The following is a 26,346-nucleotide window of genomic DNA, read 5'->3' as shown; positions in this document are numbered from 1 at the left end:
TTGCCTGCCTCCGACCGCCGACCGGCACCGTCAGCTACCGCCGAACAGCGTCAGGAACAGCGCGTTGTCGGGCGCGCCCGTATGCGCATGCGTGCGCAGCGGCGAGCCGTCGGCGCGATTGGTCCACCAGAAGCTCGTCCCGCCGTGCGGATCGAAATAGCCGGACAGCCCGGGCCATGCGGCGAGCGCCGGCCGCTCCGGCAGCGACGCCGGGATCGCATCGACCACTTCCGCCGTCGGCCCGTCGCCCGGTGCGAGCCGAACGCGGTCGAGCGTCTCCTCGAGGTCGACCGGCGCGCGCGCATGCCGGATCGCGTCGAGCAGCGCATGGCCGATCTGCCAGTAGAACGCGTCGGCCGCGTCCGGCAGCCCGTTCCAGTAATCGGCCGCCGGCATCGGCAGCGTGACGATCACCGGGTAGTAACGCCCGACACGGTCGCAGCTCGGCGCGAGGCAGCCTGCCTGTACGCACGACGCGCCGGCGCCCGCCGGCACCAGGAAATTCCAGACCGGCGCGACCGTGTAGTGGCGCGCGATCTCGTCCGGGCCGCGTTGGCGCATCGCGGCCATCCCCTGCTGAAGCCAGCGTTCCCACCACTGCGCGAGCGCATGCGGCAGCCGGCTGTTCACGAAGTCGCCGGCGCCGGGAATCTTTCCGTACCAGGCCGGGGCGTCGCCATCGGCGCGCGCGAGCGGCGGGAGGCGGCTCATTGCTTCGGAGGGCATGTAAAGGACTCCATCTGGGGCAGCCTGAACGGATTGCGGACACTGCCCGCATTCACCTGCAGCACGAGCGGTTTGCCGTCGACGGTGAAGCGCGCGACCATCTGGTCCGAACCCCGCCCGGCCGACACGGCGGCGCGGTCGAACAGCCGATGCAGCGCCCACGGCCCGTCGGTGGTGAAGCCGTCGGTCGCGCCGGCCTGCCCCGACACCTGCAAGCGGACCTGGTTGCTGCCGCGCGTGCCCGGCCAGTCCACCGCGCTCTGCACGAGCGGGCCGTGCGCATAACGGACGATCTGGCCGTCGACGTCGAGCACCATCTCCGTGAGCGACGGATCCATTTCGAGCGGCTGGATCTGCACCTTCAGTTGCGCGGTGCGTGCGCCGCCGCCGAAGTAGACGTCGCGGATCACCGCGGCTTTCTCGAACGACGAAAGCATCGCGGCCGCCGCCGGATCGGCATCCGCATTGCGGTTCGCGAAACGCCACGGGCGCGACGTCGTATCGACGATCGACTGCAGGTTCTTCTGGAAGAAATCGTCCATCAGGCCGCCCGGCGCGAACATCTGCGCGAAATCCGCCGGTGCGACGTCGCGCGACGATCCGCGCGCGAACGGATAGCGGCCCGCGATCGCCTGCCGGCAGAAATCGCCGACGTTCGCGCCGGCCCGCTGCGCGACGCTGCGCTGCTCGACGGTCGCGACGCTGCCGTTCGCGACGTTCGACAGGTCGTCGAGCACGTCGCGGAATGGCGTGGGCAGCCGCCCGGCCTGCGCGCGCAGCCGCGCGGGCGCGTCGGACGGCGGCGGCTGGGCGCCGCTGCGCAGCGCATCGTCGGTGGCTGTCAGGTACGTATAGAGCGCGTCGATCGACTTCAGCACCGCGTCGAACGCCTGCGCCTGGTCGCCGCTGCCCGGCGCGAACGCGCGCAGCCCGGCGAAGTGGTTGTCGACCACCTGCTCGGGGCTCGCGGGCGCCGCGGCTGACGGATTCGCGTCGCTCGCGCCCTGCCCCGCGAAGATCTGCGACAGCGAACTGCGCGCCTCGTCGACCTTGTCCTGCGCGCGCGACGCGAGATTCCGACCGCCGCCCGGCGCATCGCCGAGCGCCGTGTCGCGCGCGAGCGCGATCATCAGCCGGGTGAGCGGCGAATCCGCCGACGACAGCGCGCGCGCGACCTGGATGCTCTGCGCGAGCGTCGCCGTGCGCTGCAGCTTGATGTCGGCGAGATAGTCGTCCCAGATCTTCAGATAGTCGTTCAGGTACAGCTGGCGGATGTCGCGCGCCCATGCGGCGGCGTCGTTCGGCCCGGGGATCTCGGACAGCCCGAGATTCAGCACCCACACCTCCTCGCGCCCGTATGCGTCGACCTCGCCTGCGAGGCGCGGCGCGAACACGTTCCGGTAGCCGTTGCGCGTATACAGGCCCGGCACGCCTTCCGACAGCGGCTTGCCGCTCTGGCGGCGGAACACGAGCGACGCGTCGGGCCCCACCGCGCGCGCGACGCTGAAATCGAACGCGGACGTCGCCGGCCGCAGCGTGCGCGTGAGCTGGCGATATAGCCGCTGCGAGAACGGCACCTGCCGCAGCCGGTCGCGTACGTCGGCCACCCGCCGCTCGTTCATCGGATACGGCGACACGGCCACCCGGTTGCCGAACAGCGCGGCGAGATGCGCGCGCAGCGCCGAGCGTTCGGCCGGCGAGAAATCGGGCGGCAGCGAGCGCTCCATTTCCAGATCGACGACGGCCTGCACGAACGCGGGATCGTAGTGCGCGCTGTCGTACAGCATCAGGTAGGCCTTCAGCGCCGCATACGCATAGTCGGTTTCGTCCGGCCGTGCATCGCTCAGCGCGGCCTCCATCCGGCGCGCGGCAATCGGCAGCAGCACGTCGTCGAGCGCGCGCCGGTACACGACGTCGACGGCCTCGTCGATCTTCTCGCCCTGAAAGAGCCCCCAGCGGTACGCGAGCGGCGGATGCGAGCGGTCGACGCCGCCGGCATTCGCGAGCCCGCCGAGCGCATCGAGCACCGGCAGCAGCCGCGCGATGTCGGCCGCATCCGAGAACTTCGCGCCGGCGATCTGCGCATCGACGGCGGGCACCTGCTGCGCGATCCGGTCGAGATACGCGCGATTGTTCGCGTAGCTGCGCAGCCAGGCAGCCAGCACGACCACGCTCACGACCGCGAGGAGCGCATAGCCGGCGATCTGCAACACGCGCCGCTTCTGATGCCAGCGCAGGTCGCTGCCGGCGAGCGCGGCTTCGCGGAAGATGTGTTCCTGCAGCAGCGACTTCAAAAAGAAACTGCGCCCGGTCGAGCCGACCTGGGCAACCGGCGGCATGCCCTCGATCTTCAGGAAGCGCTTGATGCCGCTCATCACGCGGTCGAACGCGGTGCCTTCCTGTGTGCCGCTCGTCAGGTACACGCCACGCAGCATCGGCATCGGCTCGAAGCTCGACACGGAAAACACCTCGGCGACGAACTGGCCGAGCATGTCCTGCAAGTCGGCGACCTGCTGCGGCAGCAGGTACGCCATCTCGCGCTGGCGCGCATCGGTCTGCGTCGCGAGCAACTCGGGCAGCCCGTCGTTCAGCCGCTGATGCAGCAGCCGGTATTCGCGGTCGAACGCGGCACGCAGGTCGAAGCCCGGCGCCTCGCTCTGCGCGAGCGGGAACGTGAAACCCCACACCTGCGCGCATTCCGCGCGGCCGAAGCCGCCGAAATACTCGGCGAAGCCGGCCAGCAGGTCGGCCTTCGTCACGAGCAGGTAGACGGGAAACCGGATGCCGAGCTGGGCGCGCAGCTCGAGCAGCCGCTTGCGCAGCACCATTGCGTGCTGCGTGCGCTCGGCTTCCGACGCGCCGACCAGGTCGGCGACGCTGATCGTCAACATGGCGCCATTCAGCGGCTGGCGCGTGCGGTACTTCTTCAGCAGCTCGACGAAGCCTTTCCACTCGGCTTCGTCGAGTGCGCGATTGCCTTCGTGGGTGGTGTAGCGGCCGGCCGTGTCGATCAGCACCGCGTCGTTCGTGAACCACCAGTCGCAGTGTCGGGTCCCGCCCACGCCGCGAATCGCGGCACGGCCGAACTGCTCGGCAAGCGGAAAACTGAGCCCGGAATTGACGAGCGCGGTCGTCTTGCCCGAGCCCGGCGCGCCGATGAACACGTACCACGGAAGCTGGTACAGATACTGGCGCGACATCCGGTCGAACCAACGCGCCAGCCCCTTGCGCGCGGTGTCCGCCTGCCCGAAGCGGACTTTCTTCAGCAGCGCCGCGGCCTCGTCGAAGCGGCTGCGCAGCTCGTCGAGCTGGGCCTTGGCCGGATCGTCGGCGTTGGCCGGCCCGGGCGCGGACTCGCGCAACTGGTTCAGCAATTGCGCGTTCAGGCGGCTCGCGTGCCAGCTTCGCCACGCCACGCGTGCGCCCCACGCGGCGAACAGCACCGCGATCGTCGCCGCGCGCACCCAGCCGCTCTCGAGCGGCCGGATCTCGGCGAACGCGAACAGCGGCCCGGCGAGCCACACGAAACACGCGAGCACGACGAGACCGGCGAAGGACCAGATCTCCCGCGACGGCAACGGCCGGACGAAACGCGCGACAGCCTGGTTCATGTCAGTGCGCTCCCTGCGTCGCGCCGGCGGCGGCACTGCCGGGCGCCGGCAGCAGCGTGATCTCGACGCGCCGGTTCAGCGCGCGGTTCGCGGGCGTATCGTTCGGCGCGACCGGATCGAGCGTGCCGCGCCCCTCGGCCGCGAGTCGCTCCGGATGGTCGAGGCGCGCGGCGATCATGCCGCGCACGGCCTCGGCGCGCTCGCGCGACAGGTCCCAGTTCGACGCGAAGCGTGCCGTATGCACCGGCGTGTCGTCGGTATAGCCGGTCACCCGCACGTTGCCGGGCACCTGGTTCAGCGCATCCGCGACGCGTGCGAGCACTGGCGCGTAACGGTCGATCACCGACGTCGAGCCGGACTTGAACAGCCCGTCGCCGCGCAGCACGATCACGCTGCGATCCGCGTCGTCGCGCACCGCCACGAGGCCGGCCGCGATCTCGGGCGCCAGGAACTTCGCGACGCGCGGCGCCGGCGCCGGGCGCGGCGGAGCCTGAGCAGGCTGAAGCTTCGGCACGTGCAGCGCATCGATCGACGCGAACAGCCGGTCCGAATGCCCGGCCAGCGCGATGCGCAGCCCGACGAACACGCCGAAGCCGATCAGGAGCGCGAGCGCCACGCAGACCCATAGCGGCACGACGAAGCGACGCGACACGTCGCGCGTGACGACGTCGCGCCAGTGCGGCGACAGCGCGGGATCGAATTCACCGCGCACCGAGCGGATCGTGTGGGCCAGTTGCCGGCGCAGCGCGTCGAGCTCCGCATGACCGTTGTCGAGCACCCGATAGCGGCCTTCGAAGCCGAGCGCGAGACAGAAATACAGCAGCTCCAGCAGGTCGAGGTGCTGGCGCGGCTGCTGGGACAGGCGTTCGAGCAGGTGGAAGAACTTCTCGCCGCCCCAGGTTTCGTTGTGAAACGACACGAGCAGGCTGTGCGACGACCACACGCTGCCGCCCCACGGCGTCAGCGCGGCTGCTTCGTCGAGCGCCGTGCACAGGCAGTAGCGCGCGCCGATGATCGCCTCCGACGGCACGCCGGCTTCCTGCGCGCGCGCCTCGAACTGACGGATCTCGACGACGAGATGCTCGCGCAGCCACGCCGGGTTCGGATGATGGACGGTCGAACGGATCTGCGGCACGAGATTGAGCAGCGGGTTGGCGGCCGCGACGAGCGGGTTCGTGCCGCTCGCGGCCCAGCGGCCGGGGCGCGGCTGCGTGGCGGTCGGCCCCGCCGCACCGGACGCGGCCGGCGGATGCATGCCGCCCGGATTCGGCGGCACGAATCCGCCTGCGCCGGCGGAAATCGAATCGGAGGAAGAATTCATCGCGCTGCCCGCCCTCACCCGCGAATCGCCCAGAACTCCATCGAGAGCCCCGGAAATTCGCCGGCGAAATGAAATGCGAGACCGCCGGAGCGCGCCAGCTGCTTCCACAGGTCGCTGCCCTTGTCGATCTCGAAGTACGTATGACCCGCGTGGTACGGGATCTGCCGCGGCGCGACCGGCAACTGGCGCATCGTGATGCCCGGCAGCTGCAACTGCACCAGGTCGCGGATCCGCTCGACCGGGCCGAGCTTTGCCTGCGCGGGAAACCGCGCGCGCAGGCTGTCGGCCGGCACGTCCGCCCGCACGGCCAGCACGAAGCCGGCCGTGTCGCGCAGCGCGGGATCGGCGAGCGTCGCGACCCGGATGCCGTTGCCCGCGTCGTGCAGCTCGATCTGGATCGCGTTTTGCTCGAGCACCGTCGACAGCGACCGGCGCAGCTCCGTCATCAATTCGGCGAAGCTCGTGCGCAGGTCGTCGTGCACGTAGACGGCGAGCGATTGCGGGCGCCGGCCGGCCGCCGTGAACGTGCTGAGGTCGCATGCGAGCTTCAGCCAGTCGCGGAACAGCGCCTCCGGATGCGTCGCGACGTCCTGCTGCGCGTGCCAGGTCAGCGCCAGATAGCGGTTCACGAGCTGCAGCAGCAGGAAATCCGCGACTTCCGATACGCCGCCGCGCCCCGGCTCCGACAGGCGCTCGGCCAGCGCGTCGCTGCGCTGCGTGAGCAGTCCGTGCAGCTCGCGCGTGTACGCGAGCAACGCCGCATCGCGCTGCGCGACCAGGCGCGGCGGAATGTAGCCGTCGTCGACGAGCAGCCGTGCGTCGGTGCGTCGCTCGACGATCCGCACGACGCCGAGCGCATGCCAGTCGCCGGTCAGCTCGGAGTCGAGCATCAGCCGGACGTTCAGGCGCCCCGTTTGCAGCAGTGCGGGGCCGAGCGCGACCGCGTTCGCATCGGCCACTTCGTATTCGCGCACGACGTAGCGTGCGACGTCCGCACCGCCGCTGCCGCCTGCGCCCGCGCCGAACGCCACCTCCTCGCCGCCGCCGCGCCACAACGGCAGCGCGAGCACGACGAGCTGGTCCTTCGCATCGGCCGGCACGTCGAGCGGCTCGGGCAGATCGTCGGGATGCGACAGATCGAACGGCGTGCCGTCGCGCATCACGCCCGCCGCCGCGCGTAGCGCGACCTTGCCGAGCGCGAGCTGCTCGCGGTCGATCTCGAGCGTGTCGAAGCCCCAGTAGAACCCCTGCAGCGGCAGGCAGCGCAGCGCAACGTACCGTTCCCAGTGCCGTTCGAGCTGCTGGAAATGCTGCGGCCGAAGGAACATCCCTTCGGTCCACACCACGCGCTGGCGCAGTGCGGCGACGGGTGTCGCGGACATCGTCGGTTCGGTCATGGGCGCCCCCGCGTGTCGTTCAGCGCGAGACCGCCGTTCCTGACCGCGATCGACAGCTTCAGCTCGCCGGGCGACGTCTGCCAGAACTTGTATACGTTGAGCTGCTTCGCGCGCGGCAGCGGCACCGTCAGGCGCCAGCGGTTCTTGTCGAGCATCCGGTATTCGGCGATCACGCCGATCGCGCCGGCTTCGACGTTGCCGCGGTAATGCAGCGTGCGCGACTCGCCCGGGCGCAGGATCACGCGGTCGGTGCCGAGGAGGTCCGCGCCGAGGATGTTCTCGGGCTTGTCCTGGAGCGAGAAGAAGTCGGCGCCGTCGAACGCGGACGCCGCGCGCAGCTGGAACACCTTCAGCACGATCGGCGAAGGTTTGCGGTTGAAGTCCGGATTGACGTCGGGCGCCACGTCGACCGTGATCGCATACGGCACCGCGGCGGCACGCTCGGTGGCGCCGCATCCGGGCAACAGCAATGCACATCCCAATACGATGAACCCGCTCGACCGCCAGCGCATATTTCATCCTCGCAGCGCAATAATTCCCCCGTCGATTTCCGTACGCGAAATCGACACCTCGAATTAAAAAGGGACAATTAATTGACCGGTAATTATGTGGCTTGCATATCCTTCCGCTCAAATATCATTCGGCAATTTATTCTTGTAAAAAGCCGGGTCAAATCGCCAATTACGGGACGGGATCAAGATTGGGGAAATGACGAGGAATTGAATTGATTTCGGTCATTTTGAAAAGGCGCGTTAATTCGACCGGTTCGCCACGGCGGCCCGGTTCTATTGCATGGACACTGGCCGCATGGACGCTGAACCCAAGCCTGACGGCCGTCGGCGGTGGGTGGCTACGCCCTGCGGGTCGTGTCACGCTGTTTGCGTTGCCCGAACGGAGGGCCGGCTTTTCCGATCATTGACCTGCGCCGGGCAAACAACTGACGAATCCCAAAAGCACAGCGAACTATAGAATCGATTTTATGGATTAACAAGTCGAAAACCCGGAATCGATTTGAGCGATAACTCGAACGCAATTTACAAAATGAAACAAAACGTAACGGCGACATCGCCAGCCTTGATTGGCACTAGAATCCAACAGCACTTGTGCGCCACCTTCCAATAACGCAAACACTTCATTTCAGAATGAAAGGCCATTCATCGATCGTGATTTTCCTTGGCGCCTTGTTGCTGGGAATCGGCGGGTGCGGTACGTCCCCTACGCAGTCGGCGGCGCGCGCCGCGGTCGACAGCGCGCGCGCGGCGTATGGCGCGGGCGACTACGGACGCACGATCGCGATCCTGAGCCGGGCGAAGGAGATCGACGGGGCCGATACCGACACGCAGGTCGCCGCTCACAAGCTGCTCGCGTTCAGCTATTGCGTGACGAACCGCGTCGCGCAGTGCCGCGCCGAGTTCTCGAAGATTCTCGACCTCAACCCGCGCTTCGACTTGTCCCCCGCCGAGAAGGGACATCCGATCTGGGGGCCCGCGTTCGAGTTCGCGCGCCGCAGACATGCGTCGTCATCCTGACCGAACCGGATTCCCCGCGAGCGTTTCCTTACCGAGCGACGTATGACATGCAACTGATCGTGATCGAACATGCCGGCGAGCCGGTCGAAAGCGACTCCTACGACGCCGTCGTGTTCCACCCGCCCGGCGGCACCATCGGCCGGGCGACCGACAACCATCTCGTGCTGCGCGACGACACCCGGCAGATTTCCCGGCTGCAGGCCCTGCTGCAGGTCGGTGACGATGCGTGCCTGCTGAAGAACCTGAGCAGCGTGTCGACGATCGAGGTGAACCGCGAGCCCGTCGGCTATGCACAGGAGCGCCCGCTCAATACTGGCGACATCATCCGCATCGGCCCGTACGTGCTGCGTGCCGAGCGTGACGACGGACATGAGGCGCCGGTCGTCGACATGCCCGCCGCCTCCAGCGCGAGCGCCGACCTGCGGCGCACGCCGGAAACCGCCGCACACGCGCACCTCGACGCGAAGACGACCGGCAACCGGTTGTGGGGCCTGCTGCAGGATCGTCTCGCGCCGCGCGGCAAGGCGGCGGACACAGGTACGCGATCCGGTACGTCAGCGCGCAGGGAGGCGGCGCAGCCCGCGAACCGCGCCACGCCGACCGCGCCATCGCAACGCGACCTGAATCAGTTGTCGACCGACCCGCTCGACTTGTTTGTCCAGTCGTCGCCCGATATCGGCGAATCGGGTTCGGCGTCACCGTCCGGACGCGGCAATGCGGATCGCGGCGCGTCGTCCGCGACGCAAGCCGACCATGCGCCCGAGTGGACGCAGCACGTGCGTGTGCAACCGGCGACGGCGCATGCCGAGCCACGTCCCGCCGACGAGCCTGCACCGCAGGCGAACCGCGCGCCGACGCCCGATGAATTGCTGAACGCGTTCTTCGAAGGCGCCGGCCTCGATACCGCCGCCGAGTCGCATCAATGGTCGGCCGAGCAGCTGTACATCGCGGGGCAGTTGCTCGCGCTGTTCGCGAACGGCACGGTCGAGCTGCTGTCGTCGCGCAGCATCCTGAAGCGGGAGGTGAAGGCGCACATGACGATGCTGCTCGATCGCGAAAACAATCCGCTGAAACTGCTGCCCGACGGTGGCGCCGTGCTGCGCCAGATGTTCGGGCTACCGCTGCCGGGCTTCATGTCGCCGCAGAGCGCGGTCAGCGACGCGTTCCAGGATCTGCACGCGCACCAGATCGGCATGGTCGCCGGCATGCGCGCCGCGCTGATGGATCTGCTGACGCGCTTTTCGCCGCAACGTCTGCGCGAGCGAGACGATGCGATGCGCTGGTACGAGAAGCGCGTGCCCGCGCTGTACAAGGCGAGGATGTGGGACCGCTACGCGGCGACGCATCGCGACACGGTGTTCGCGATCGAAGACGATTTTGCGTCGGTATTCGGCAAGGCGTTTCTCGCCGCGTACGACGCGGAGGTGGAAAGCTATCGCGGGAGCAGCCGGCATTGAGCGGCGGGCGTCGTATGTCCCGTGCTCGACGGGAACGACCGCCACTCCCGGGCGAAGCCGACTGCCAAGACCGCCATCGACGCAGAAATGACAAGGCCGGGCAGAACGCCCGGCCTTCGGCAACGCGACGGCGCGTGCGCGCCGCGCAAACGGCGGCACGCTCGCGCTCGAATGGTCGTCAGACCGCCATCACCGTCACCGACTTCGTGACGAGGTACGGTTCCAGCGCTTCCGGCCCGCCTTCCGACCCGTAGCCCGAATCCTTCACGCCGCCGAACGGCATTTCCGGCCACGGCGTCGCGGGCTGGTTGATCCACAGCATCCCGACTTCCAGGCGCTGCGTCAGCAGGTGCACGTTCGCGAACGAACGCGTGAACGCATAGCCGGCCAGCCCGAACGGCAGACGGTTCGCTTCGGCGATCGCGTCCTCGAGCTTGTCGAAACCGCGGATCGCCGCGACCGGGCCGAACGGCTCGTTGTTGAACACGTCCGCTTCGAGCGGCACGTTCGCGATCACGGTCGGCGCGAAGAAGTTGCCTTCCGAGCCGATCCGTTCGCCGCCGGTCTCGATGCTCGCGCCGACCTTGCGCGCGTTCTCGACGACCGACGCCATCGCGGTCAGCCGGCGCGGGTTCGCCAGCGCGCCGAGCGTCGTGCCTTCCTCGAGGCCGTTGCCGACCTTCAGCCCCTGCGCATGCTGGACCAGCGCGCGCGTGAATTCGTCGCGAATGCTGTTGTGCACGAGGAAACGCGTCGGCGAAATGCACACCTGGCCGGCGTTGCGGAACTTCGCGCCACCGGCGGCCTTCACCGCCAGCGCGACATCCGCGTCCTCGGCGACGATCACCGGCGCGTGGCCGCCCAGTTCCATCGTCGCGCGCTTCATGTGCTGGCCCGCGAGCGACGCGAGCTGCTTGCCGACCGGCGTCGAGCCCGTGAACGTCACCTTGCGGATCACCGGGTGCGGAATCAGGTAAGACGAGATTTCGGCGGGATCGCCGTACACGAGACCGATCACACCGGCCGGCACGCCCGCGTCGACGAACGCGCGCAGCAGCGCGGCCGGCGACGCCGGCGTTTCTTCCGGCGCCTTCACGAGGAACGAGCAGCCGGTCGCGAGCGCGGCGCTCAGCTTGCGCACGACCTGGTTGACCGGGAAATTCCACGGCGTGAACGCCGCGACCGGACCGACCGGCTCCTTCACGACGGTCTGCTGCGCGCCGAGATTGCGCGGCGGGACGATCCGGCCGTACACGCGGCGGCCTTCATCCGCGAACCATTCGATGATGTCGGCTGCCGACAGCACTTCGACACGCGCTTCCGTCAGCGGCTTGCCTTGCTCCTGCGTCATCAGCTGCGCGATCGTGTCGGCGCGCTCGCGCACCAGCGCGGCCGCCTTGCGCATCGTCGCCGCGCGCTCGTGCGCGGGCACCTTGCGCCATGCTTCGAAACCGCGCTGCGCCGCGGCCAGCGCGCGGTCGAGATCGGCGATGCCCGCGTGGGCCACCTTGCCGATCGTCTTGCCCGTCGCCGGGTTCACGACATCGAGCGTCTTGCCGCTCGCGGCGTCGACCCACTCGCCGTCGATCAGCAGTTGTGTATCCGTATAAGTCACGTTAGCCATCCAGACACCCCAGTTTTGCGTTCGATAAAACGCGCGCTGCCGCGAACGGCCGCGCGCCGGTTGATAGAAAGCACTGCGTTGCCGGGCGCCCTGCACCCGGCAACGTTCGACGACGCGCACGCGGCGCGCATGCCCGTCGTCATCCGCCACGCACGGCCGCGCTCAGCGCGCAGCCGCCGTCGCCTTGCGGAGTTTCGCGACGTCCGCCGCCTGCACGGCCGGCGCGCCATTGTTCCAGCCGGCGCGCATGAACGTCAGCACGTCGGCGATCTGCTGGTCGTTCAGCTGATTCGCGAACGCCGGCATCGGATACGCGGACGGCACACCGCCGATCACGAGCGACTCGCTGCCGTTCAACGTCACGTTGATCAGCGACGATGCATCGGTCTCGAGCACGTTCGGGTTGCCCGCCAGCGGTGCGAGCAGCGGCGCGTAGCCGCGACCGTCCGCGCCATGGCAATTCAGGCAGTAAGCGTTATACACCTTTGCGCCCGGATCGTTCGCCGGCCGGCCCAACGCGACCTGCGTCGGCTTCGGATCATAACGGTTAGGCGGCGCGCCCGTGCCCCCCGCCGCCGGCAGCGATTTCAAATAGCGGGACATCGCCGCGAGATCGTCGTCGTTCAGTTCCTGCGTGCTGTGGTTGATCACGCTGACCATCGAGCCGAACGCGGTCGCATGCTGGTTCGCGCCGGTCTTCAGGAATTGCACGACATCCGCATCGCTCCATCTGCCGAGCCCGGTATTGTGCTCGCCGGTTAGGTTCGACGCGAACCAGTTGTCGATCGGCGCGCCCGACAGGAACGCCGAGCCGCTTTCGTCCAGCGCCTTCTCCTGGAAGCCGACGCCGCGCGGCGTATGGCACGACCCGCAATGCCCGAGTCCCTGCACGAGGTACGCGCCGCGGTTCCACATCGCATCCTTCGCCGCCTTGTCGGTATATGGCGTCGTGTCGAGGAACACCGCGTTCCACAGCGCCAGCGGCCAGCGCATGTTGAGCGGCCACGGAATGTCGGACGCACGGTTCGCCTGCTTTACCGGCTCGACGCCATGCATGAAGTACGCGTAAAGCGCCTTCACGTCGTCATCGCGCAGCTTTGCGTACGACGGATACGGCATCGCCGGATACAGGTGATGGCCATCCTTCGCGACACCCGAGCGCAGCGCGCCCGCGAACTCGGCCTCCGTATAGCCGCCGATGCCCGTGTCCGGGTCGGGCGTGATGTTGGTCGTGTAGATCGCGCCCATCGGCGTGATCATCTTCAGGCCGCCGGCGAACGGCGCGCCGCGCGGCGCGGTGTGGCACGCCACGCAATCGCCGGCCTTCGCGAGATACGCGCCGCGTGCGAGCAGCGCGCTGTCGGAGGGCGCCGTTTGCGCGGCATGCGCCGCCGTGCCGGCCATCAGCGCGGACAGCGCGATCAACGATGCGCCAAGCGTGCGAGCGGCGCGATTCAGACTGTTCGGGGTGAGGTTTCGCATGGTGTGCCTCTCCCCTCAAGCCGTCTTCAGCTGGCTGCCGACCGGGAGCTTGCGCAGCCGCGTGCCGGTCGCCGCGAAGATCGCGTTGGACAGCGCCGCCGCGGTCGCAGCGGTGCCCGGTTCGCCGATTCCGCCCGGCGCCTCGGCGCTCTTCACGAGATGCACCTCGATCGGCGGCGTCTCGTTGATGCGCATCATCCGGTAGTCGGTGAAGTTGCTCTGCACGACGCGGCCATCCTCGATCGTGATCTCGCCATACAGCGCGCCCGTGATCCCGAAGATGATGCCGCCCTGCACCTGCGCCTCGATCGTGCCCGGATTCACGGCCATCCCGCAGTCGACCGCGCACACGGCACGCTTGACCTGCACTTCGCCGCCCTCCACCGCGACATCGATGACGATCGAGAAGAAGCTGCCGAACGCGTGCATCACCGATACGCCGCGCCCTTGCCCCTTCGGCAAGGGCGCGCCCCATCCCGCTGCCTTCGTCGCGACGTCGAGCACGTTCAGCGCGCGCGGCGTCTTGCCGAGCAGCGCGCGGCGATATTGCACGGGATCGGTCTTGGTCTGCGCGGCCAGTTCGTCGATAAAGCTCTCGACGACGAAGGTGCTGCGCGTCGGGCCGACGCCGCGCCAGAATGCGGTCGGCACGTGACGCGGCTCCTGCCGCACGTAATCGATCAACTGGTTCGGCAGGTCGTACGGCAGGTCGGTCGCGACTTCGACCGCGTCGGGATCGACGCCGTCCTTGAACGCCGGCGGTGCGAAGCGCGCGAGGATCGACGAACCGACGATCCGGTGCTGCCACGCGACCGGCTTGCCGTTCGCGTCGAGGCCGGCCGAAATCCGGTCGTAGTAGTACGGCCGATACATGTCGTGCTGGATGTCTTCCTCGCGGGTCCAGACGACCTTCACCGGCGCGTTGACCTGCTTGGCGATCTTCACGGCCTGGCCGATCATGTCCGTTTCGAGCCGCCGGCCGAAACCGCCGCCGAGCAGGTGGTTGTGCACGACGATCTTCTCCGGCGGAAAGCTCGTGAGCCGCTGCACGGTGTCGACCGCGCGCGTCGGCACCTGCGTGCCGACCCAGATCTCGCAGCCGTCGCCGCGCACGTGCACCGTGCAGTTCACCGGCTCCATCGTTGCGTGCGCAAGGAGCGGCTGTTCGTAGACGGCGTCGATGCGGGTCTTCGCGCCAGCGAACGCCTTGCCGACGTCGCCGTCCTTGCGCGCGACCGCGCCCTTCCCGTTCGCGGCGGCCTGCGCGAGATCGGCGACGATGTCCTTGGTCGACACCTTCGCGCCCGCGCCTTCGTTCCACTTCACGACGAGCGCCGACGCGCCGCGCTTCGCGGCCCACGTATGATCGCCGACCACCGCGACCGCGTTGTCCGCGCGCACGACCTGACGCACGCCCGGAATCTTCTTCGCGGCCGTATCGTCGACGCTCGCGACCGTGCCGCCGAACACCGGGCTGTTCACGATCACCGCGTACAGCATGCCGGGCAGACGCACGTCGAGCCCGAACTGCGCGGTGCCGTCGACCTTCTCCGGCGAATCGAGCCGTTTCACCGGCTTGCCGATCAGCTTGAAATCGGCCGGCTGCTTCAGCGCGACATCCTTCGGCACCGGCAGCTTCGACGCGGCGTCCGCGAGCTGGCCGTACGATGCGCGCCGGCCGCTCGGGAGGTGCCGCACTTCGCCGTTTTCCGCCCGGCAGGTGGCCGGATCGACGCTCCATTGCTTCGCCGCCGCGGAAACCAGCAGCGTGCGCGCGGTCGCACCCGCGCGGCGCAGCGGTTCCCACGCGTAGCGCACCGACGTCGAGCCGCCCGTCAACTGGCCGCCGAGCAGCGGATCGAGGAACAGCTTCTCGTTGGGCGGCGCATGGTCGAGCGTGACGTTCGACAGCGGCACTTCGAGTTCCTCGGCGATCAGCATCGGCAGCGCCGTGTAGACGCCTTGCCCCATCTCGACCTTCGGCATCACCAGCATGACCTTGCCGCTGCGGTCGATCTGCACGAACGCGTTCGGCGCGAATACGCCGGCGCGCGCACTTTCGTCCGCATCGCCGCCGATCACCGAGCGCCGTGCGTCATCGCCCGCCGCCGGCATGCTGAAACCGAGCAGCAAGCCGCCGCCCGCCGCCGCGCCGAGCGACATGCCCGCCTTCAGAAACGAACGGCGCGACATGCCGGCGCCGGCCGCTTGCCCGGCGACCTTGCCTGCTTCGATCAGTCCTCGCGACATGTCACGCTCCCTTCGCGGCTTGCTTGACGGCCGCGCGAATCCGGTTGTACGTGCCGCAGCGGCAGATGTTGCCGGCCATTGCCGCGTCGATGTCGGCGTCGCTCGGGTTCGGGTTCGACGCGATCAGCGCCGTGGCCGCCATCACCTGCCCGGACTGGCAGTAGCCGCACTGGACGACGTCGAGCTCGCGCCACGCTTCCTGAACCTTCTGCCCGGCCGGCGTCGCGCCGACGGCTTCGATCGTCGTGATCCTGCGGCCCGCGACGGCCGCGACGGGCAGCACGCACGAGCGCGCGGCAACGCCGTCGAGATGGACGGTGCACGCGCCGCATTGCGCGATCCCGCAGCCGAATTTCGTGCCGGTCAGGCCCACGACGTCACGCAGGACCCACAGCAGGGGCATGTCGTCGGGGGCGTCGACCGTGCGGTTCTCGCCGTTGATATTGAGGGTGACCATTCAGACTCCGGGGCCGGTGTGTTGGGGAAGCGGCGCGAACGATCCGTTGCGCCGCATTGTCGTTGTCATTGCCGTCGCGTCATGCGTGACGGCTGCCGCGCGGCCCGAGCTCGAGCGAGCCGCGACGACGGTGCCGCGCCGTCACTCGGCCACGTCGATGCCCGACAGCACCTTGATGACGGGCGGCGCCGCGAACCAGTCGGCCGACTTCGCGCGGAATTCGGTGAAATGCGGGCTGGCGAGATGCGCGTCGAACGCGGCCTGGTCGTCGTAGATCTCGTACAGGTGCAGGTTCGGCGAACCGTCCTGCTCGCGGAACAGGTCGTAGCGCCGGTTGCCCGGTTCGACGCGCGTCTTGGCGACCATGCTGCGCAATTCGGCCTCGGCGGCCTGCGCGTGTTCGGGTTTCAGGAACAGGGAAGCAATCACGTGAAGCGCCATCTTGTCACTCCTTTCGAAACGGAATCGAGCATGCCACAAGCTGGCGTCTCGCGACGCCAGCGTGCAATCGTTGTGTGTCGTCTTGCGCCGGTGTCAGGCCAGTTCGTCCGGACCCACGCGCACGACGACCTTGCCGAAATTCTTGCCGGCGAGCAAGCCGATCAGTGCTTGCGGTGCTTCGGCGAGGTCGGGGACCACATCTTCGAGCGTCTTCACCTTGCCCTGCGCGACCCACTCGCTCATCTCCTTCAGGAACGGCGCATAGCCGGTCGCATAGTGATCCAGAATGATGAACCCCTGCATGCGGATGCGCTTGCGCAGGATCGTGCCCATCAGCGCCGGCACGCGGTCGCGGCCGCTCGATACCGCGGTGTCGTCGTACGCCGCGTCGTTGTAATGCGCGATGATTCCGCACACCGGCACGCGCGCATGATCGTTGAGCAGCGGCCACACCGCGTCGAACACGGCACCGCCGACGTTCTCGAAATAGACGTCGATGCCGTTCGGGCAGGCGGCCTTCAGTTTCTCTGCAAATTGCGGATCGCGGTGATCGACGCACTCGTCGAAGCCGAGCGTGTCCTTCACGTATGCGACCTTGTTTGCGCCGCCTGCGACGCCGACCACGCGGCAGCCCTTCAGCTTCGCGATCTGGCCGACCACCGCGCCGACCGCCCCGCTCGCGGCGGCCACGACCACGGTTTCGCCCGCCTTCGGCTCGCCGATCTTCAGCAACCCGGTGTACGCGGTGAACCCCGGCATGCCGAGCACGCCGAGCGCATGCGACGGATGCGGGAAGTCGCGGCCGAGCGCAATGAGGTCGCTGCCGTCGGACAGCGAATAGTCCTGCCAGCCGCCGCCCGCGACGACCAGGTCGCCTTCGCGATACGCGGGCAGGTTCGATGCCACGACACGGCTGACCGTGCCGCCGACCATTACGTCGCCTAGCTGGACCGGCGGTGCATACGACGGCGCGTCGCTCATCCGGCCGCGCATGTACGGGTCGAGCGACAGCCAGACCGTGCGCAACAGCACCTGACCGGCGCCGGGCACCGGCACGTCGAGGGTCTCGGTACGGAAGTCGTTCGGGGTGGGCGCGCCGACCGGGCGCGCGTTCAGGATGATTCTGCGGTTTGCTGCCTTGCTTTGCGGCATGGGAACCTCCGTCAACAGGAAGGGACGTGCACCGGGCACGATCGGATCAACTTGGACAACCTTGATGCGAGGCTGCGAGCCGTGCCAGCCAGTCGGCCGGCGGAGCCGCAGCCTTACGGGTAAAGCAACGGGATTTCAGTGTAAGTAGACCAGTCGTCTAGTATTCACCCAAAAAACAAGGCGCGCCTGCGCGCGCCCACGTTACGACTGCGCTCCGTCCGGCTCGAAGGACGGCAGGTTCAGCATCCGCCGTGTTTCGAGCATCGCGCGTTCGAGCGGTTTGCGGTTCCGGTGAATCTTCTCCAGCAGCGTCGCACCCAGCCACAGCTCGTAAAGGATCGCGGCCGTATGCGCCGGATCGTCGACGCCGCTCAGCGAACCGTCGGCCAGCCCGGCCTCGATCCCGCCCGCGAGCCGCTCGATGATCTGGCCGGTGCCGCGCCGCAGCACCGCGCGCATTGCCTCCGACAGATCGGACACTTCCGCGCCGAGCTTCACCGCGAGGCACTTGCCTTCCGGATCGTCCGCGCACTGCGTGTGCAGCCAGTTGCCCCAGTACGTCATCAGGCGTTGCGCACCCGTGCCGGCCTGTTGGCCGAGCAGGTTGTCGAGATGCTCGAGATAGCCTTCGAAATACGATTCGAGCAGCGCCTCGCCGAACGCCTCCTTCGAGCCGAAGTAATGGTAGAACGAGCCCTTCGGGATGCCCGCCGCGGCGAGAATCTCGTTCAGACCGACCGCCGAGAACCCCTTGTGGAGCATGATCGGCTTCGCGATATTCAGAATGTGCTGGCGGACTTCCGCGCCTGAAGATGCATTCATGATGGCGTATCTTAACAACGATTAGACCGGTCGTCTAGCAACGTCGAGCCGGCGAGTTGAGCGGCACTTTACCCGAATCGCACCGCGTCGCGGATGCGTTATCGCCGTACCGTGGCGCCCATGTCACGCGGGTTTGGGAGCGCGCTTCCTGGCGACCGGTTTCGCCGCACGCAGACTGCCGCCCGCCGGCCGACCGGGCGCCCTGCGCACGGGGGCGCGTGATGCGCGTTCCGCACGCAATGCATCGAGTTCACCGACATACGCGGCATTGGCCGCGCGGGCGCCGTCGAGCTGGCCTTCAAGCACCCCGCAGCGGTGCTGCGTGTCGGCCAATTGCGCCTGCAGCGCCGCGAGATCCTTGCGGTGCTGCGTATCGCGCTGTTCGGCGCGCGTCGCGGCCGCATCGAGTTCCTTTTGAACGCGCGCGGCCGCGAGCCGTTCGCGGTCGATCTCCTGAAGCGCCCGTTTCTCCGATGCTCGCAAGCGTTCCTCCGCCCGGCCCGCGTCGTCGCGCAGCCGGTCGAGCTGCGACGTGAAATCGGCGCGCGCTTGCGCCAGCGCACGATCGGCGTCTGCATTGTCGGACTTCAGCCGTTCGACTTCCGCCTGCAGCGCGCGGTGCGACGCTTCGTCGGCCGCCCTTGCCTGCTCGAGCTCCTGGATGCGCACCTGGGCCGCCAGCAACGCGCTCGTGCGGTGCTCCAGCGCGGTTTCGGTACGGGACAGGTCGGTTTGCAATGCAGCGACCTCCGCCTTCGCCGCCGCTCGTTCGGCTTCGACTTCGGCGCGCAGTGCATCGAGCGCTGCGGCGGCATCGGCAGTCGAGCGACTCCACAACGCGGCGACGAGCTCGCCGGCCGCAGCCTGCAGGTCAGCCGGCAAGTCGGGGTGCTCGATGCGCACCCGACTCTTCTCCCGCAACTCGGCCCAGAACTCGCCGAGAACCGCCGTCGGCGTGCTCATGCTGCCCTTGCGCACGAGCTGGTACAGGCGGTTCGCGGTGGGCGTGATGCCGAAGCGGAAGAACATCAATGCGCAGACCTCGCGATACAGCTCGCGGGTTTTCGGGAAATCGGCCTTCAGGCGGTCGATTTCGGCGATCAGGCGGGATTCGTCGGCAGCAAGGTCGGACATGGCAGGTTGCGTCGATAGTTTCGTGAATAATATAACGTAAACCGTTAAATATCCAATCATCAGTCGCGGTTGATTTGACATTATTTCTATAATGTCGAGATCAGTGGTCGCCGGTCTCGCGTTTGGCATCGCCGTCGTCCGTTTGCACAATTTTGTAACCCTGCCTTTGGTGCGCCTTATACAGGTCTTGCCCAGCACGGCTCGGCGGCCTCGCGCCACGCTCATCGACATGAATTGAGACCGAGTCCTGCTGCCTGAAAATGCACTCCGCTATTGAACGGTTTGCGACTGCAGTCGGGAAATTTGTAACCACGCCGACCGAACAGCTGGATGCGATGGTCGTAGTAGATCGCTATTCCTCCCTGCTTTCCTGGGTGGCTGACCGAGCCGAACGAGCCGCGATGGATTGCCTTGACGGTGATCAACGCAAAGAAGCGTTCGACCAGGTTGAGCCACGAACTGTAGGTGGGAATGAAATGCATGTGCCAGCGGGGGCGTGTCGCCAGCCACGCCTTGACCTTCGGATGCTTGTGACTGCTGTAGGTCGACGATGCAATGCACGTCGAGTTCGGCTGGCACGGCCTTGTCGATTTCGTGCAGGAAGGACAGGAATATACGGTTGCTGGCCCAGCAGCTTGAAGTAACGATGCACACCAGTTGGCGAAATGGCGGTTTCGGCGGCGATCGTGCGCATGCTCCAGTACGTGGAGCCATCCGCGGGCTTGGTGTGCAGGGCCTTGTGAATCAGTTGTGCCAACCGCCCGCCGTCGTTGGTACCTTACTTGATCTTGACCACGACTTTACCCTTCGCGCGTCCTTGCGCCAGGTACTCAAGCGCTTCCTTTGCTTGTTCAAACGGAAACACCTTGTCAATCACCGGATGGATACGTTCGGATTCGAGCAGTTTGCCGATCTCGGCGAGTTGAGCACCGTCGGGGCGTACGAAGAGAAATGAGTAGGTGACATCCCGCTTCCTCGCAAGACGCATGATCTTGCGGCTCATCAGACCGAATACAAACTTCAGGACGAGGTTCAGCCCGCGAGCACGGGCGAACGCTGCGTCCAGCGGACCGATAAGAGAGACGATCTTCCCGCCCGGCTTCAAGATTCCTACCGATTTTTCAACCGCGTCACCCCTAATCGTGCCAAGCACCACATCGTAGTCGCGCAGCACTTTCTCGAACGCTTGCTTCTTGTAGTCGATTACTTCGTCCGCGCTCAGGCTTTTCACCAACGGGATATTACCCGTGCTGGTATTGGTTCCCACCTTGGCGCCGAAATATTTGGCCAGTTGGATCGCAAACGTTCCAATACCGCCGGACCCCGCAGGAATGAACACCTTCTGACCCGGTTGAAGATTGGCACGCTCCTTCAGTGCTTGCCATGAAGTGAGCCCGACCATTGGAACCGAGGCGGCCTGCACGAAGTCCAGATTAACCGGTTTCGGGGCCGCAGCGCTCTCCGGTACCACGGCAAATTCGGCGATGGATCCTCTTCCAAGGTCGAACAGACTTGCAAAGATGGCGTCGCCTTTCTTGAAGCGAGTGACGCGGCTGCCGACATCGATCACGATGCCGGCCAGATCGCTGCCCATGGTCGCGGGCAGTTGGACCTTCAGGACGGGTTTGAACATTCCCGTTGGAATCATGTTGTCGATCGGGTTCACCCCTGCGGCGTGAACCTCAACCAGCAGTTCGTCGGGCTTGAGCGTGGGGCGCGGCACCTCGGCGAACCCGATCTCGGGTGATTTGCCATAGCGTTTGAATGTGAGTGCTTTCATGTTGCGCTTGCTCCGATGGTGCTTTGTATTCGCGAGAAACGTCATACGCCTCTGGTCCACAAGGTATTCATTGCGATAGAAATTCCAGTGCCATGGGTACGAAGTTGGTGTGATGCTGGAAGATTCCGCCGTGGCCGGCGTCCAGATAAATGACGAGTTGCGCCTGGGGGATGCGGCGGCCCATATCGTGGCTGAGCGCGGTGGGCACCATAATGTCGTTATCCCCATTGGCGATCAGGACAGGCATGGGCAGGCTGGCGAGATCCTGTGGCGCTTGCTGGCCCCACGCCTTGATCGCCTTGAGTTGACGAAGGAAGGCGCGAGGTGTCGGCCCCTTGTCGCGGCCAGACTTACGTTCCTTCAACCGTTTCAAGAAGGCGCTTGCCGCGTGCTGGCCGTTGGTCGTGGACGTGAAGAACAGATACGCCTTCGGATCGCGCAGCGTTAGCAGGCCTTTGAGCATGAGTGGCCAGGACACAGCGCCCACACGATCAATCCCGTGACCGCCGGCGGGGCCCGTGCCAGTGAGTATGAGCTTGCGCACCAAGCCCGGCGCCTTGAGCGCCACGTCCTGCGCGACGAAGCCGCCAAGCGAGAAGCCGAGCAGATCGACTCGATCGAAACCCATTTCGCGAATCAGCGCGATGGTGTCGCGCGCCATCTCGTCCACGGTCACGGGCGCGATGCCACCGGATAAGCCAATTCCTCGATAGTCGATGGCGACGACGCGATGTGTCTGAGCCAAGCCATCGACGATGCGCGGGTCGAAGTTGTCCAGCACGGCGCCCCAATGGTTCAGCAAAACCAAAGGAATGCCGCCGTGCGGACCCAGTTCACGGTAGGCGAACTGGGTTCCAGCCGCGTTGACGAACTTGTTTGGTGCCCGCGTATACGACGTTGTCGATTGGGTGTCCGGGTTGACGCTCTGCATCATTGACTCCTTGGGCGCTGCTTTCATATGTCGAGCGTCATGCTGACGGGGAAAACGGTGGGACTTGAATCCGCGCCGCAACCCGGAAACTCGAGTGTGGCCTCAACCATCGATTCGGATAACGGCGCTTCGTCGGCGGCGCGCGTCAACGTCGACGAAGCGTTCGTGCGTGGCTTCCTTGGATCGGGTGTCGGTCATCGTGGTATCCGTCGTTCCGCCGTTTGCCGCAATTGAGTGGTCAGGCGCGGAGCTGATAACGCTCGGCCGCGTGTGCCTGTCGAATATCCGAAAGCAGTCCCTGGCGAGCGCCATCCAGCGCGTCCCACCGCCCGGCTACGTGCAGCGGCGGGATCGTGACCAGTTCGCGACGGTCGAACCCGATCAGTGCGGCATCAACCAACTCGCCCACTTCCATCACCTCGGGCAGCGTGTTCACGTCGACCCCGGCGCGCTCCCAGATCTCCGTGCGCGTCGCCGCCGGCAGGACGGCTTGCACGTAAACACCCTTGGGCGACAACTCGAGATTCAGGCCCTGCGACAGAAACAGCACGAATGCCTTGGTCGCGCCGTAGATCGACATGCCGAACTCGGGCGCGAAACCTACCACCGAGCCAATGTTGACGATCGAGCCGTTACCGGACTGCACGAAGCGTGGCGCGACCGCGGCTGCAAGCCTCGCCAGCGCCGTCGTGTTGAGCGTGATCAGGCGTTCGATGCTTTCAGGGGTTTGCTGCAGGAAGCCGCCCGACTGAGCCACGCCGGCATTGTTGATCAGAATTCCTATTCGATCGTCATCGCGCAGACGAGCCTCGAGCGCGGACAGATCGGTGGACTGGGTCAGGTCGGCCTGCAGCACTTCTACCGCCACACCGGTTTCCTCCCGCAGGCGCGCTGCCAACGCATCGAGTCGCGCCTTGTCGCGGGCGACGAGAACGAGGTCATGGCCACGCCGAGCGAAGCGCTCGGCGTAGGTGGCACCGATGCCGCTGGAGGCGCCGGTGATGAGGACTGTCGGAAGCGTGGTCATGGGTACTTTCCTTTGCAAGGGTTCTTCTGGCTGAGGCTTGATCAAGAGCACGAGCCTTAACCGGAAATCGTCGGGTAATCGATGTAGCCCACCGCGCCACCGCCATAGAGCGTCGCCGGGTTGAATTGCGTCAGGGGTGCGCCGTGCTTCAGGCGTTCGACCAGGTCCGGGTTGCTGATAAACGGACGGCCAAACGCGAACAAGTCCGCTCTGCCCTCATTGAGTTGAGTGGTGGCGAATTCCAGGTCGTATCCGTTGTTGGCCAGATAGGTCTGCATGAAACGGCGGCGCAGCGCGTCATAGTCGAATGCCGCCACATTGCGTGGGCCGCCAGTCGCGCCTTCGACCACGTGCAGATAGACGATGCCTTGTGCGCTGAGCTGTTCGGCGATGTAGTCGTACTGCGCTTGCGGATCGCTGCAGGAAATGCCGTTGGCCGGCGAAACGGGCGAAATGCGCACGCCCGTGCGCTCTGCGCCGATTTCCTTGACCACGGCGGCGACTACTTCCAGCAGCAGGCGCGCACGTTTTTCGATCGAGCCGCCGTAGTCGTCGGTGCGCTGGTTGGCCCCGTCCTTGATGAACTGCTCCAGCAGATATCCGTTGGCGCCGTGAATTTCCACGCCGTCGAAACCGGCGGCAATCGCGTTGGCCGCAGCCTGTCGAAAGTCGTTCACGATGCCCGGCAACTCGGTGAGTTCCAAGGCGCGTGGCTCGGACACGTCGGCAAATCCGTTGTTGACGAAAGTCTTCGTCTCAGCGCGGATAGCGGAAGGTGCGACCGGCGCCGTGCCGCCAGGTTGCAAGTCAGTGTGCGAGACGCGGCCCACATGCCAGAGCTGCACGAAGATGCGTCCACCCTTGGCATGTACGGCATCCGTGACCTTACGCCAGCCAGCAATCTGCTCGCGCGTGTACAGGCCGGGAGTGTCCTGATAGCCCTGGGCCTGGGCCGAAACCTGGGTGGCCTCGGTGATGATCAGTCCGGCCGAGGCGCGCTGGGCGTAGTAGGTCGCGGCGTACTCGCTGGGCACCAGCCCGGCGCCGGCACGGTTACGAGTCAGCGGTGCCATGACGATGCGATTGGCGAGCGTCAGGCCACCGAGGGCGTACGGCTCGAAAAGCGATTTCTCTGACATGTCGTTCCAGCGTCGGATGGTGGGAATGGCTCAATGATGACGATCATAATCTAACGTGTCAATACTTTGATGACGACCAACATCAATGTATAGTCAGGCCATCAGACAGGAACGCGCCAACGGAGAGGAAAGTGAAAGTCACCAAGGCACAGGCCCAGGCCAATCGGGCCCACGTTGTTGAAACAGCGTCGACACTGTTCAGGGAGCGCGGTTTTGATGGGGTCGGAGTAGCGGATCTGATGGGCGCAGCTGGTTTCACCCACGGCGGCTTCTACAAACACTTCCGCTCAAAGACCGATCTGATGGCCGAATCGGCGGCCTGCGGCATGGCGCAAACCGTTGCGCTATCGGCCGGGGTCGACGCATCGGAGTTCGTGCGGCAGTATCTCGCGCGCGAGCACCGCGACTCGCGCGCAACCGGATGCACGATGGCCGCGCTGGGTGGGGATGCCGCGCGTCAACCCGAAGCGGTCCGAGCCACATTCGCGGACGGCATCGAAAGACTGCTGGCGGCATTAGTCCAAGAACGTGATTCGTCAGACGGTGCAGACGCGGCAGAGGCCCGAGCCAACTGCCTCGACATCATGGCGCATGCGGTCGGCGCCATCGTGTTGTCGCGCGCGTGCCCGGATGATTCTCCACTGGCCGACGAAATCCTGACGGTATGCCGCGACAAGATTCTCGCGACACTGAGGCCCCCGGCGACAGCGCGCGAGCCGCGCTCGCAATCATGGTAACGACAGCTCCGCCAAGTCAAATTGACATCGGGCGCCGACGGCCACCTGGAGGATATCGGAGATCATCGAATACGATAGCGCCGGCAACTGTTGTTCCCTGCGGGGCCGACTATCGTTCTCTCCTTTTATCATTCGGCTCCAAACCGTCCATGGCCCACGCATGGATAACCGTCAACGCTCCAAGATCAATTTCTTTGGGGTCGGTTGCGCCGAAATATTGAACCCATTTTTTGACTAGTTCGGCCTGCCCCGCAGCAGATGTACGGCTACGGGAAGTATCGGACATGACGGAATCCTTATGATTATTGGTGTTCGAAAATGACAGACTGAGTCCTTGATTATCTTGCCGCTGAACGTACCGTCACCGTTCTGCGTAATCTGTACAAGGGCGGTCGGCTGGTGAGTGTGATCGTCGATCGTCTGCCATATGCCGACCGGCGTGCCGGAAACGTCGGCAAAAACCGGCATCGCACATGTTAGCAGTGCGCCTGCGATTGCCATCGCTAGCCCAGCCTCGCTTGACAGCGCCGGCGGGCTTTGTGTCGACATGGTTCGAAGAATGCATAACGCGCGCAGCCAGCTTGCCGCAATTGGGGGCGGTTCCCTGGTACGCAGACGAGCCGTATCGTGCGGAACTCGACAAGCATCTATCGTTGCCGCGACGACAAGGTTGAGTTGTCCGGCGAGGCGGATTCTCTTACCTGACGGGCGAAGTCGCCGGGCGGCAACGGTCGGTTCGCCACCTCAAGTGCCTCGGCGCACGTCAGGCCGAGCATCTGCAATACCATCGCCGCGGCTCGCTCGGGGAACTTGCCCTCGTCCTCCATCGGCTTTCGTGCCGCGCCCGCCGCCGCGTAGGACTCCGCAGCAATCACCGCCAGGATCGTCCCCGTCGTCGCGAGCACGCTCATGAACGGATCACCGACGACAAAGCGGCGCGCCGAGATTCCTCGCTCGCTATCCCGCCGCAAGCGTTGGCCCAGCCCGTGGCCGAGCGCGCGCTCGGAAAGTCCCTCCCGCATCAGGAACCGCGCCCAGAGCCGCTCGCGGCGCGCGCGCATCAGCGTGTGGCGCACGCAGACGGAAACGACCTCCGCCGGATCCGACAATCCGCTCGCCAGACGCTCGAGCCCGTCCGCGAAATCGTCGAACACCCACTCCGTCAGCGCGGCGAAGATGCCGTCCTTCGATTCGAAGTGGTAGTAAAACGAGCCGAACCCCACATCCGCCGCCTCGGTGATCTCGCTGATCGCCACGTTGTCCCTGCCCTTTTCCGCCATCAGGCTGAACGCCGCCTGCAGCAAGCGCATCCGCGTCGCCTGCTTGCGC

General features: G+C 66.2%; 22 protein-coding genes and 2 pseudogenes. 3 read left to right on the top strand and 21 right to left on the bottom strand.

Annotated features, from left to right (window positions below; all coding sequences use genetic code 11):
• Positions 1–30: 30 nt before the first annotated feature.
• Genes tagF through tssJ form a run of 5 tightly spaced genes read right to left on the bottom strand, consistent with a single transcriptional unit; the run spans position 31 to position 7,567 of the window.
• Positions 31–726, bottom strand: coding sequence for a type VI secretion system-associated protein TagF (tagF, locus tag DIE08_RS01780; protein WP_124900832.1), 696 nt, complete (start codon positions 724–726; stop codon positions 31–33).
• Positions 708–4,337 (bottom strand): type VI secretion system membrane subunit TssM, encoded by a 3,630-nt coding sequence (gene tssM, locus DIE08_RS01775; RefSeq protein WP_124900831.1) that lies wholly within the window; start codon positions 4,335–4,337, stop codon positions 708–710. Before tssM ends, tagF begins: the two co-directional genes overlap by 19 nt.
• A gap of 1 nt (position 4,338) precedes the next feature.
• Positions 4,339–5,658, bottom strand: coding sequence for a DotU family type VI secretion system protein (locus DIE08_RS01770; protein ID WP_124900830.1), 1,320 nt, complete (start codon positions 5,656–5,658; stop codon positions 4,339–4,341).
• A gap of 14 nt (positions 5,659–5,672) precedes the next feature.
• Positions 5,673–7,055 (bottom strand): type VI secretion system baseplate subunit TssK, encoded by a 1,383-nt coding sequence (tssK, locus tag DIE08_RS01765; RefSeq protein WP_124900829.1) that lies wholly within the window; start codon positions 7,053–7,055, stop codon positions 5,673–5,675.
• Positions 7,052–7,567, bottom strand: a complete 516-nt coding sequence (gene tssJ, locus DIE08_RS01760) for a type VI secretion system lipoprotein TssJ (RefSeq protein ID WP_124900828.1) — start codon at positions 7,565–7,567, stop codon at positions 7,052–7,054. Before tssJ ends, tssK begins: the two co-directional genes overlap by 4 nt.
• A gap of 630 nt (positions 7,568–8,197) precedes the next feature.
• Here tssJ and DIE08_RS01755 point away from each other — a divergent pair.
• Positions 8,198–8,584, top strand: coding sequence for a TssQ family T6SS-associated lipoprotein (locus DIE08_RS01755; RefSeq protein WP_124900827.1), 387 nt, complete (start codon positions 8,198–8,200; stop codon positions 8,582–8,584).
• A gap of 47 nt (positions 8,585–8,631) precedes the next feature.
• Positions 8,632–10,041, top strand: coding sequence for a type VI secretion system-associated FHA domain protein TagH (gene tagH / locus DIE08_RS01750; protein WP_124900826.1), 1,410 nt, complete (start codon positions 8,632–8,634; stop codon positions 10,039–10,041).
• A gap of 178 nt (positions 10,042–10,219) precedes the next feature.
• Here the strand turns inward: tagH and DIE08_RS01745 are convergent, their stop codons facing one another.
• From DIE08_RS01745 to DIE08_RS01685, 13 genes and pseudogenes are all read right to left on the bottom strand, one after another.
• Entirely contained in the window at positions 10,220–11,665 is a 1,446-nt protein-coding gene (locus tag DIE08_RS01745) for an NAD-dependent succinate-semialdehyde dehydrogenase (protein WP_124900825.1), read from the bottom strand.
• A gap of 162 nt (positions 11,666–11,827) precedes the next feature.
• Positions 11,828–13,147 (bottom strand): cytochrome c, encoded by a 1,320-nt coding sequence (locus tag DIE08_RS01740; protein WP_124900824.1) that lies wholly within the window; start codon positions 13,145–13,147, stop codon positions 11,828–11,830.
• Between the two features lie 15 nt (positions 13,148–13,162).
• Positions 13,163–15,397 carry a xanthine dehydrogenase family protein molybdopterin-binding subunit gene (locus DIE08_RS01735; protein WP_124900823.1) on the bottom strand — a complete coding sequence of 745 codons (2,235 nt, stop codon included), beginning with the start codon at positions 15,395–15,397 and terminating at the stop codon, positions 13,163–13,165.
• 1 nt (position 15,398) lies between these two features.
• A complete protein-coding gene (locus DIE08_RS01730) occupies positions 15,399–15,854 on the bottom strand; it encodes a (2Fe-2S)-binding protein (protein WP_059525474.1) in 456 nt (151 codons plus the stop codon).
• A gap of 141 nt (positions 15,855–15,995) precedes the next feature.
• Positions 15,996–16,295, bottom strand: a complete 300-nt coding sequence (locus tag DIE08_RS01725) for a putative quinol monooxygenase (RefSeq protein WP_124900822.1) — start codon at positions 16,293–16,295, stop codon at positions 15,996–15,998.
• 93 nt (positions 16,296–16,388) lie between these two features.
• On the bottom strand, positions 16,389–17,447 hold the full coding sequence (locus DIE08_RS01720; RefSeq protein ID WP_124900821.1) for an NADP-dependent oxidoreductase: 1,059 nt from the start codon (positions 17,445–17,447) through the stop codon (positions 16,389–16,391).
• A gap of 201 nt (positions 17,448–17,648) precedes the next feature.
• Positions 17,649–18,269 carry a TetR/AcrR family transcriptional regulator gene (locus DIE08_RS01715; protein WP_124900820.1) on the bottom strand — a complete coding sequence of 207 codons (621 nt, stop codon included), beginning with the start codon at positions 18,267–18,269 and terminating at the stop codon, positions 17,649–17,651.
• Between the two features lie 123 nt (positions 18,270–18,392).
• Complete coding sequence (locus DIE08_RS01710) at positions 18,393–19,403, bottom strand: DNA-binding protein (RefSeq protein ID WP_124900900.1); 1,011 nt, start codon at positions 19,401–19,403, stop codon at positions 18,393–18,395.
• Positions 19,404–19,783: 380 nt separating this feature from the next.
• Positions 19,784–20,178, bottom strand: a pseudogene (locus DIE08_RS01705) (transposase); the annotation flags it as partial.
• A 3-nt stretch (positions 20,179–20,181) separates the two neighbouring features.
• Positions 20,182–21,183 carry an NADP-dependent oxidoreductase gene (locus DIE08_RS01700; protein WP_124624060.1) on the bottom strand — a complete coding sequence of 334 codons (1,002 nt, stop codon included), beginning with the start codon at positions 21,181–21,183 and terminating at the stop codon, positions 20,182–20,184.
• 67 nt (positions 21,184–21,250) lie between these two features.
• Positions 21,251–22,114, bottom strand: a complete 864-nt coding sequence (locus DIE08_RS01695; RefSeq protein ID WP_124900819.1) for an alpha/beta fold hydrolase — start codon at positions 22,112–22,114, stop codon at positions 21,251–21,253.
• 238 nt (positions 22,115–22,352) lie between these two features.
• A complete protein-coding gene (locus tag DIE08_RS01690; RefSeq protein WP_124900818.1) occupies positions 22,353–23,141 on the bottom strand; it encodes an SDR family oxidoreductase in 789 nt (262 codons plus the stop codon).
• A gap of 56 nt (positions 23,142–23,197) precedes the next feature.
• Entirely contained in the window at positions 23,198–24,280 is a 1,083-nt protein-coding gene (locus tag DIE08_RS01685; protein WP_124900817.1) for an alkene reductase, read from the bottom strand.
• A gap of 131 nt (positions 24,281–24,411) precedes the next feature.
• On the opposite strand from DIE08_RS01685, the gene DIE08_RS01680 reads away from it, so the two are divergent.
• Positions 24,412–25,017 (top strand): TetR/AcrR family transcriptional regulator, encoded by a 606-nt coding sequence (locus DIE08_RS01680; protein ID WP_124900816.1) that lies wholly within the window; start codon positions 24,412–24,414, stop codon positions 25,015–25,017.
• A 109-nt stretch (positions 25,018–25,126) separates the two neighbouring features.
• Here DIE08_RS01680 and DIE08_RS35450 read toward each other — a convergent pair whose 3' ends face one another.
• The 3 genes and pseudogenes from DIE08_RS35450 to DIE08_RS01670 form a co-directional block, all read right to left on the bottom strand.
• Positions 25,127–25,303: a hypothetical protein gene (locus DIE08_RS35450; protein ID WP_185715822.1), complete on the bottom strand. Its 177-nt coding sequence runs from the start codon at positions 25,301–25,303 to the stop codon at positions 25,127–25,129.
• Positions 25,304–25,350: 47 nt separating this feature from the next.
• Positions 25,351–25,566 (bottom strand): annotated as a pseudogene (locus tag DIE08_RS35970) (DUF2147 domain-containing protein); the annotation flags it as partial.
• Positions 25,567–25,664: 98 nt separating this feature from the next.
• Entirely contained in the window at positions 25,665–26,327 is a 663-nt protein-coding gene (locus DIE08_RS01670; RefSeq protein ID WP_409360387.1) for a TetR/AcrR family transcriptional regulator, read from the bottom strand.
• Positions 26,328–26,346: the final 19 nt, after the last annotated feature.

The organism is Burkholderia sp. Bp9004 (genome assembly GCF_003858025.1).
Classification (GTDB): domain Bacteria; phylum Pseudomonadota; class Gammaproteobacteria; order Burkholderiales; family Burkholderiaceae; genus Burkholderia; species Burkholderia diffusa.
This window is presented reverse-complemented; position numbering and strand designations above follow the sequence as displayed.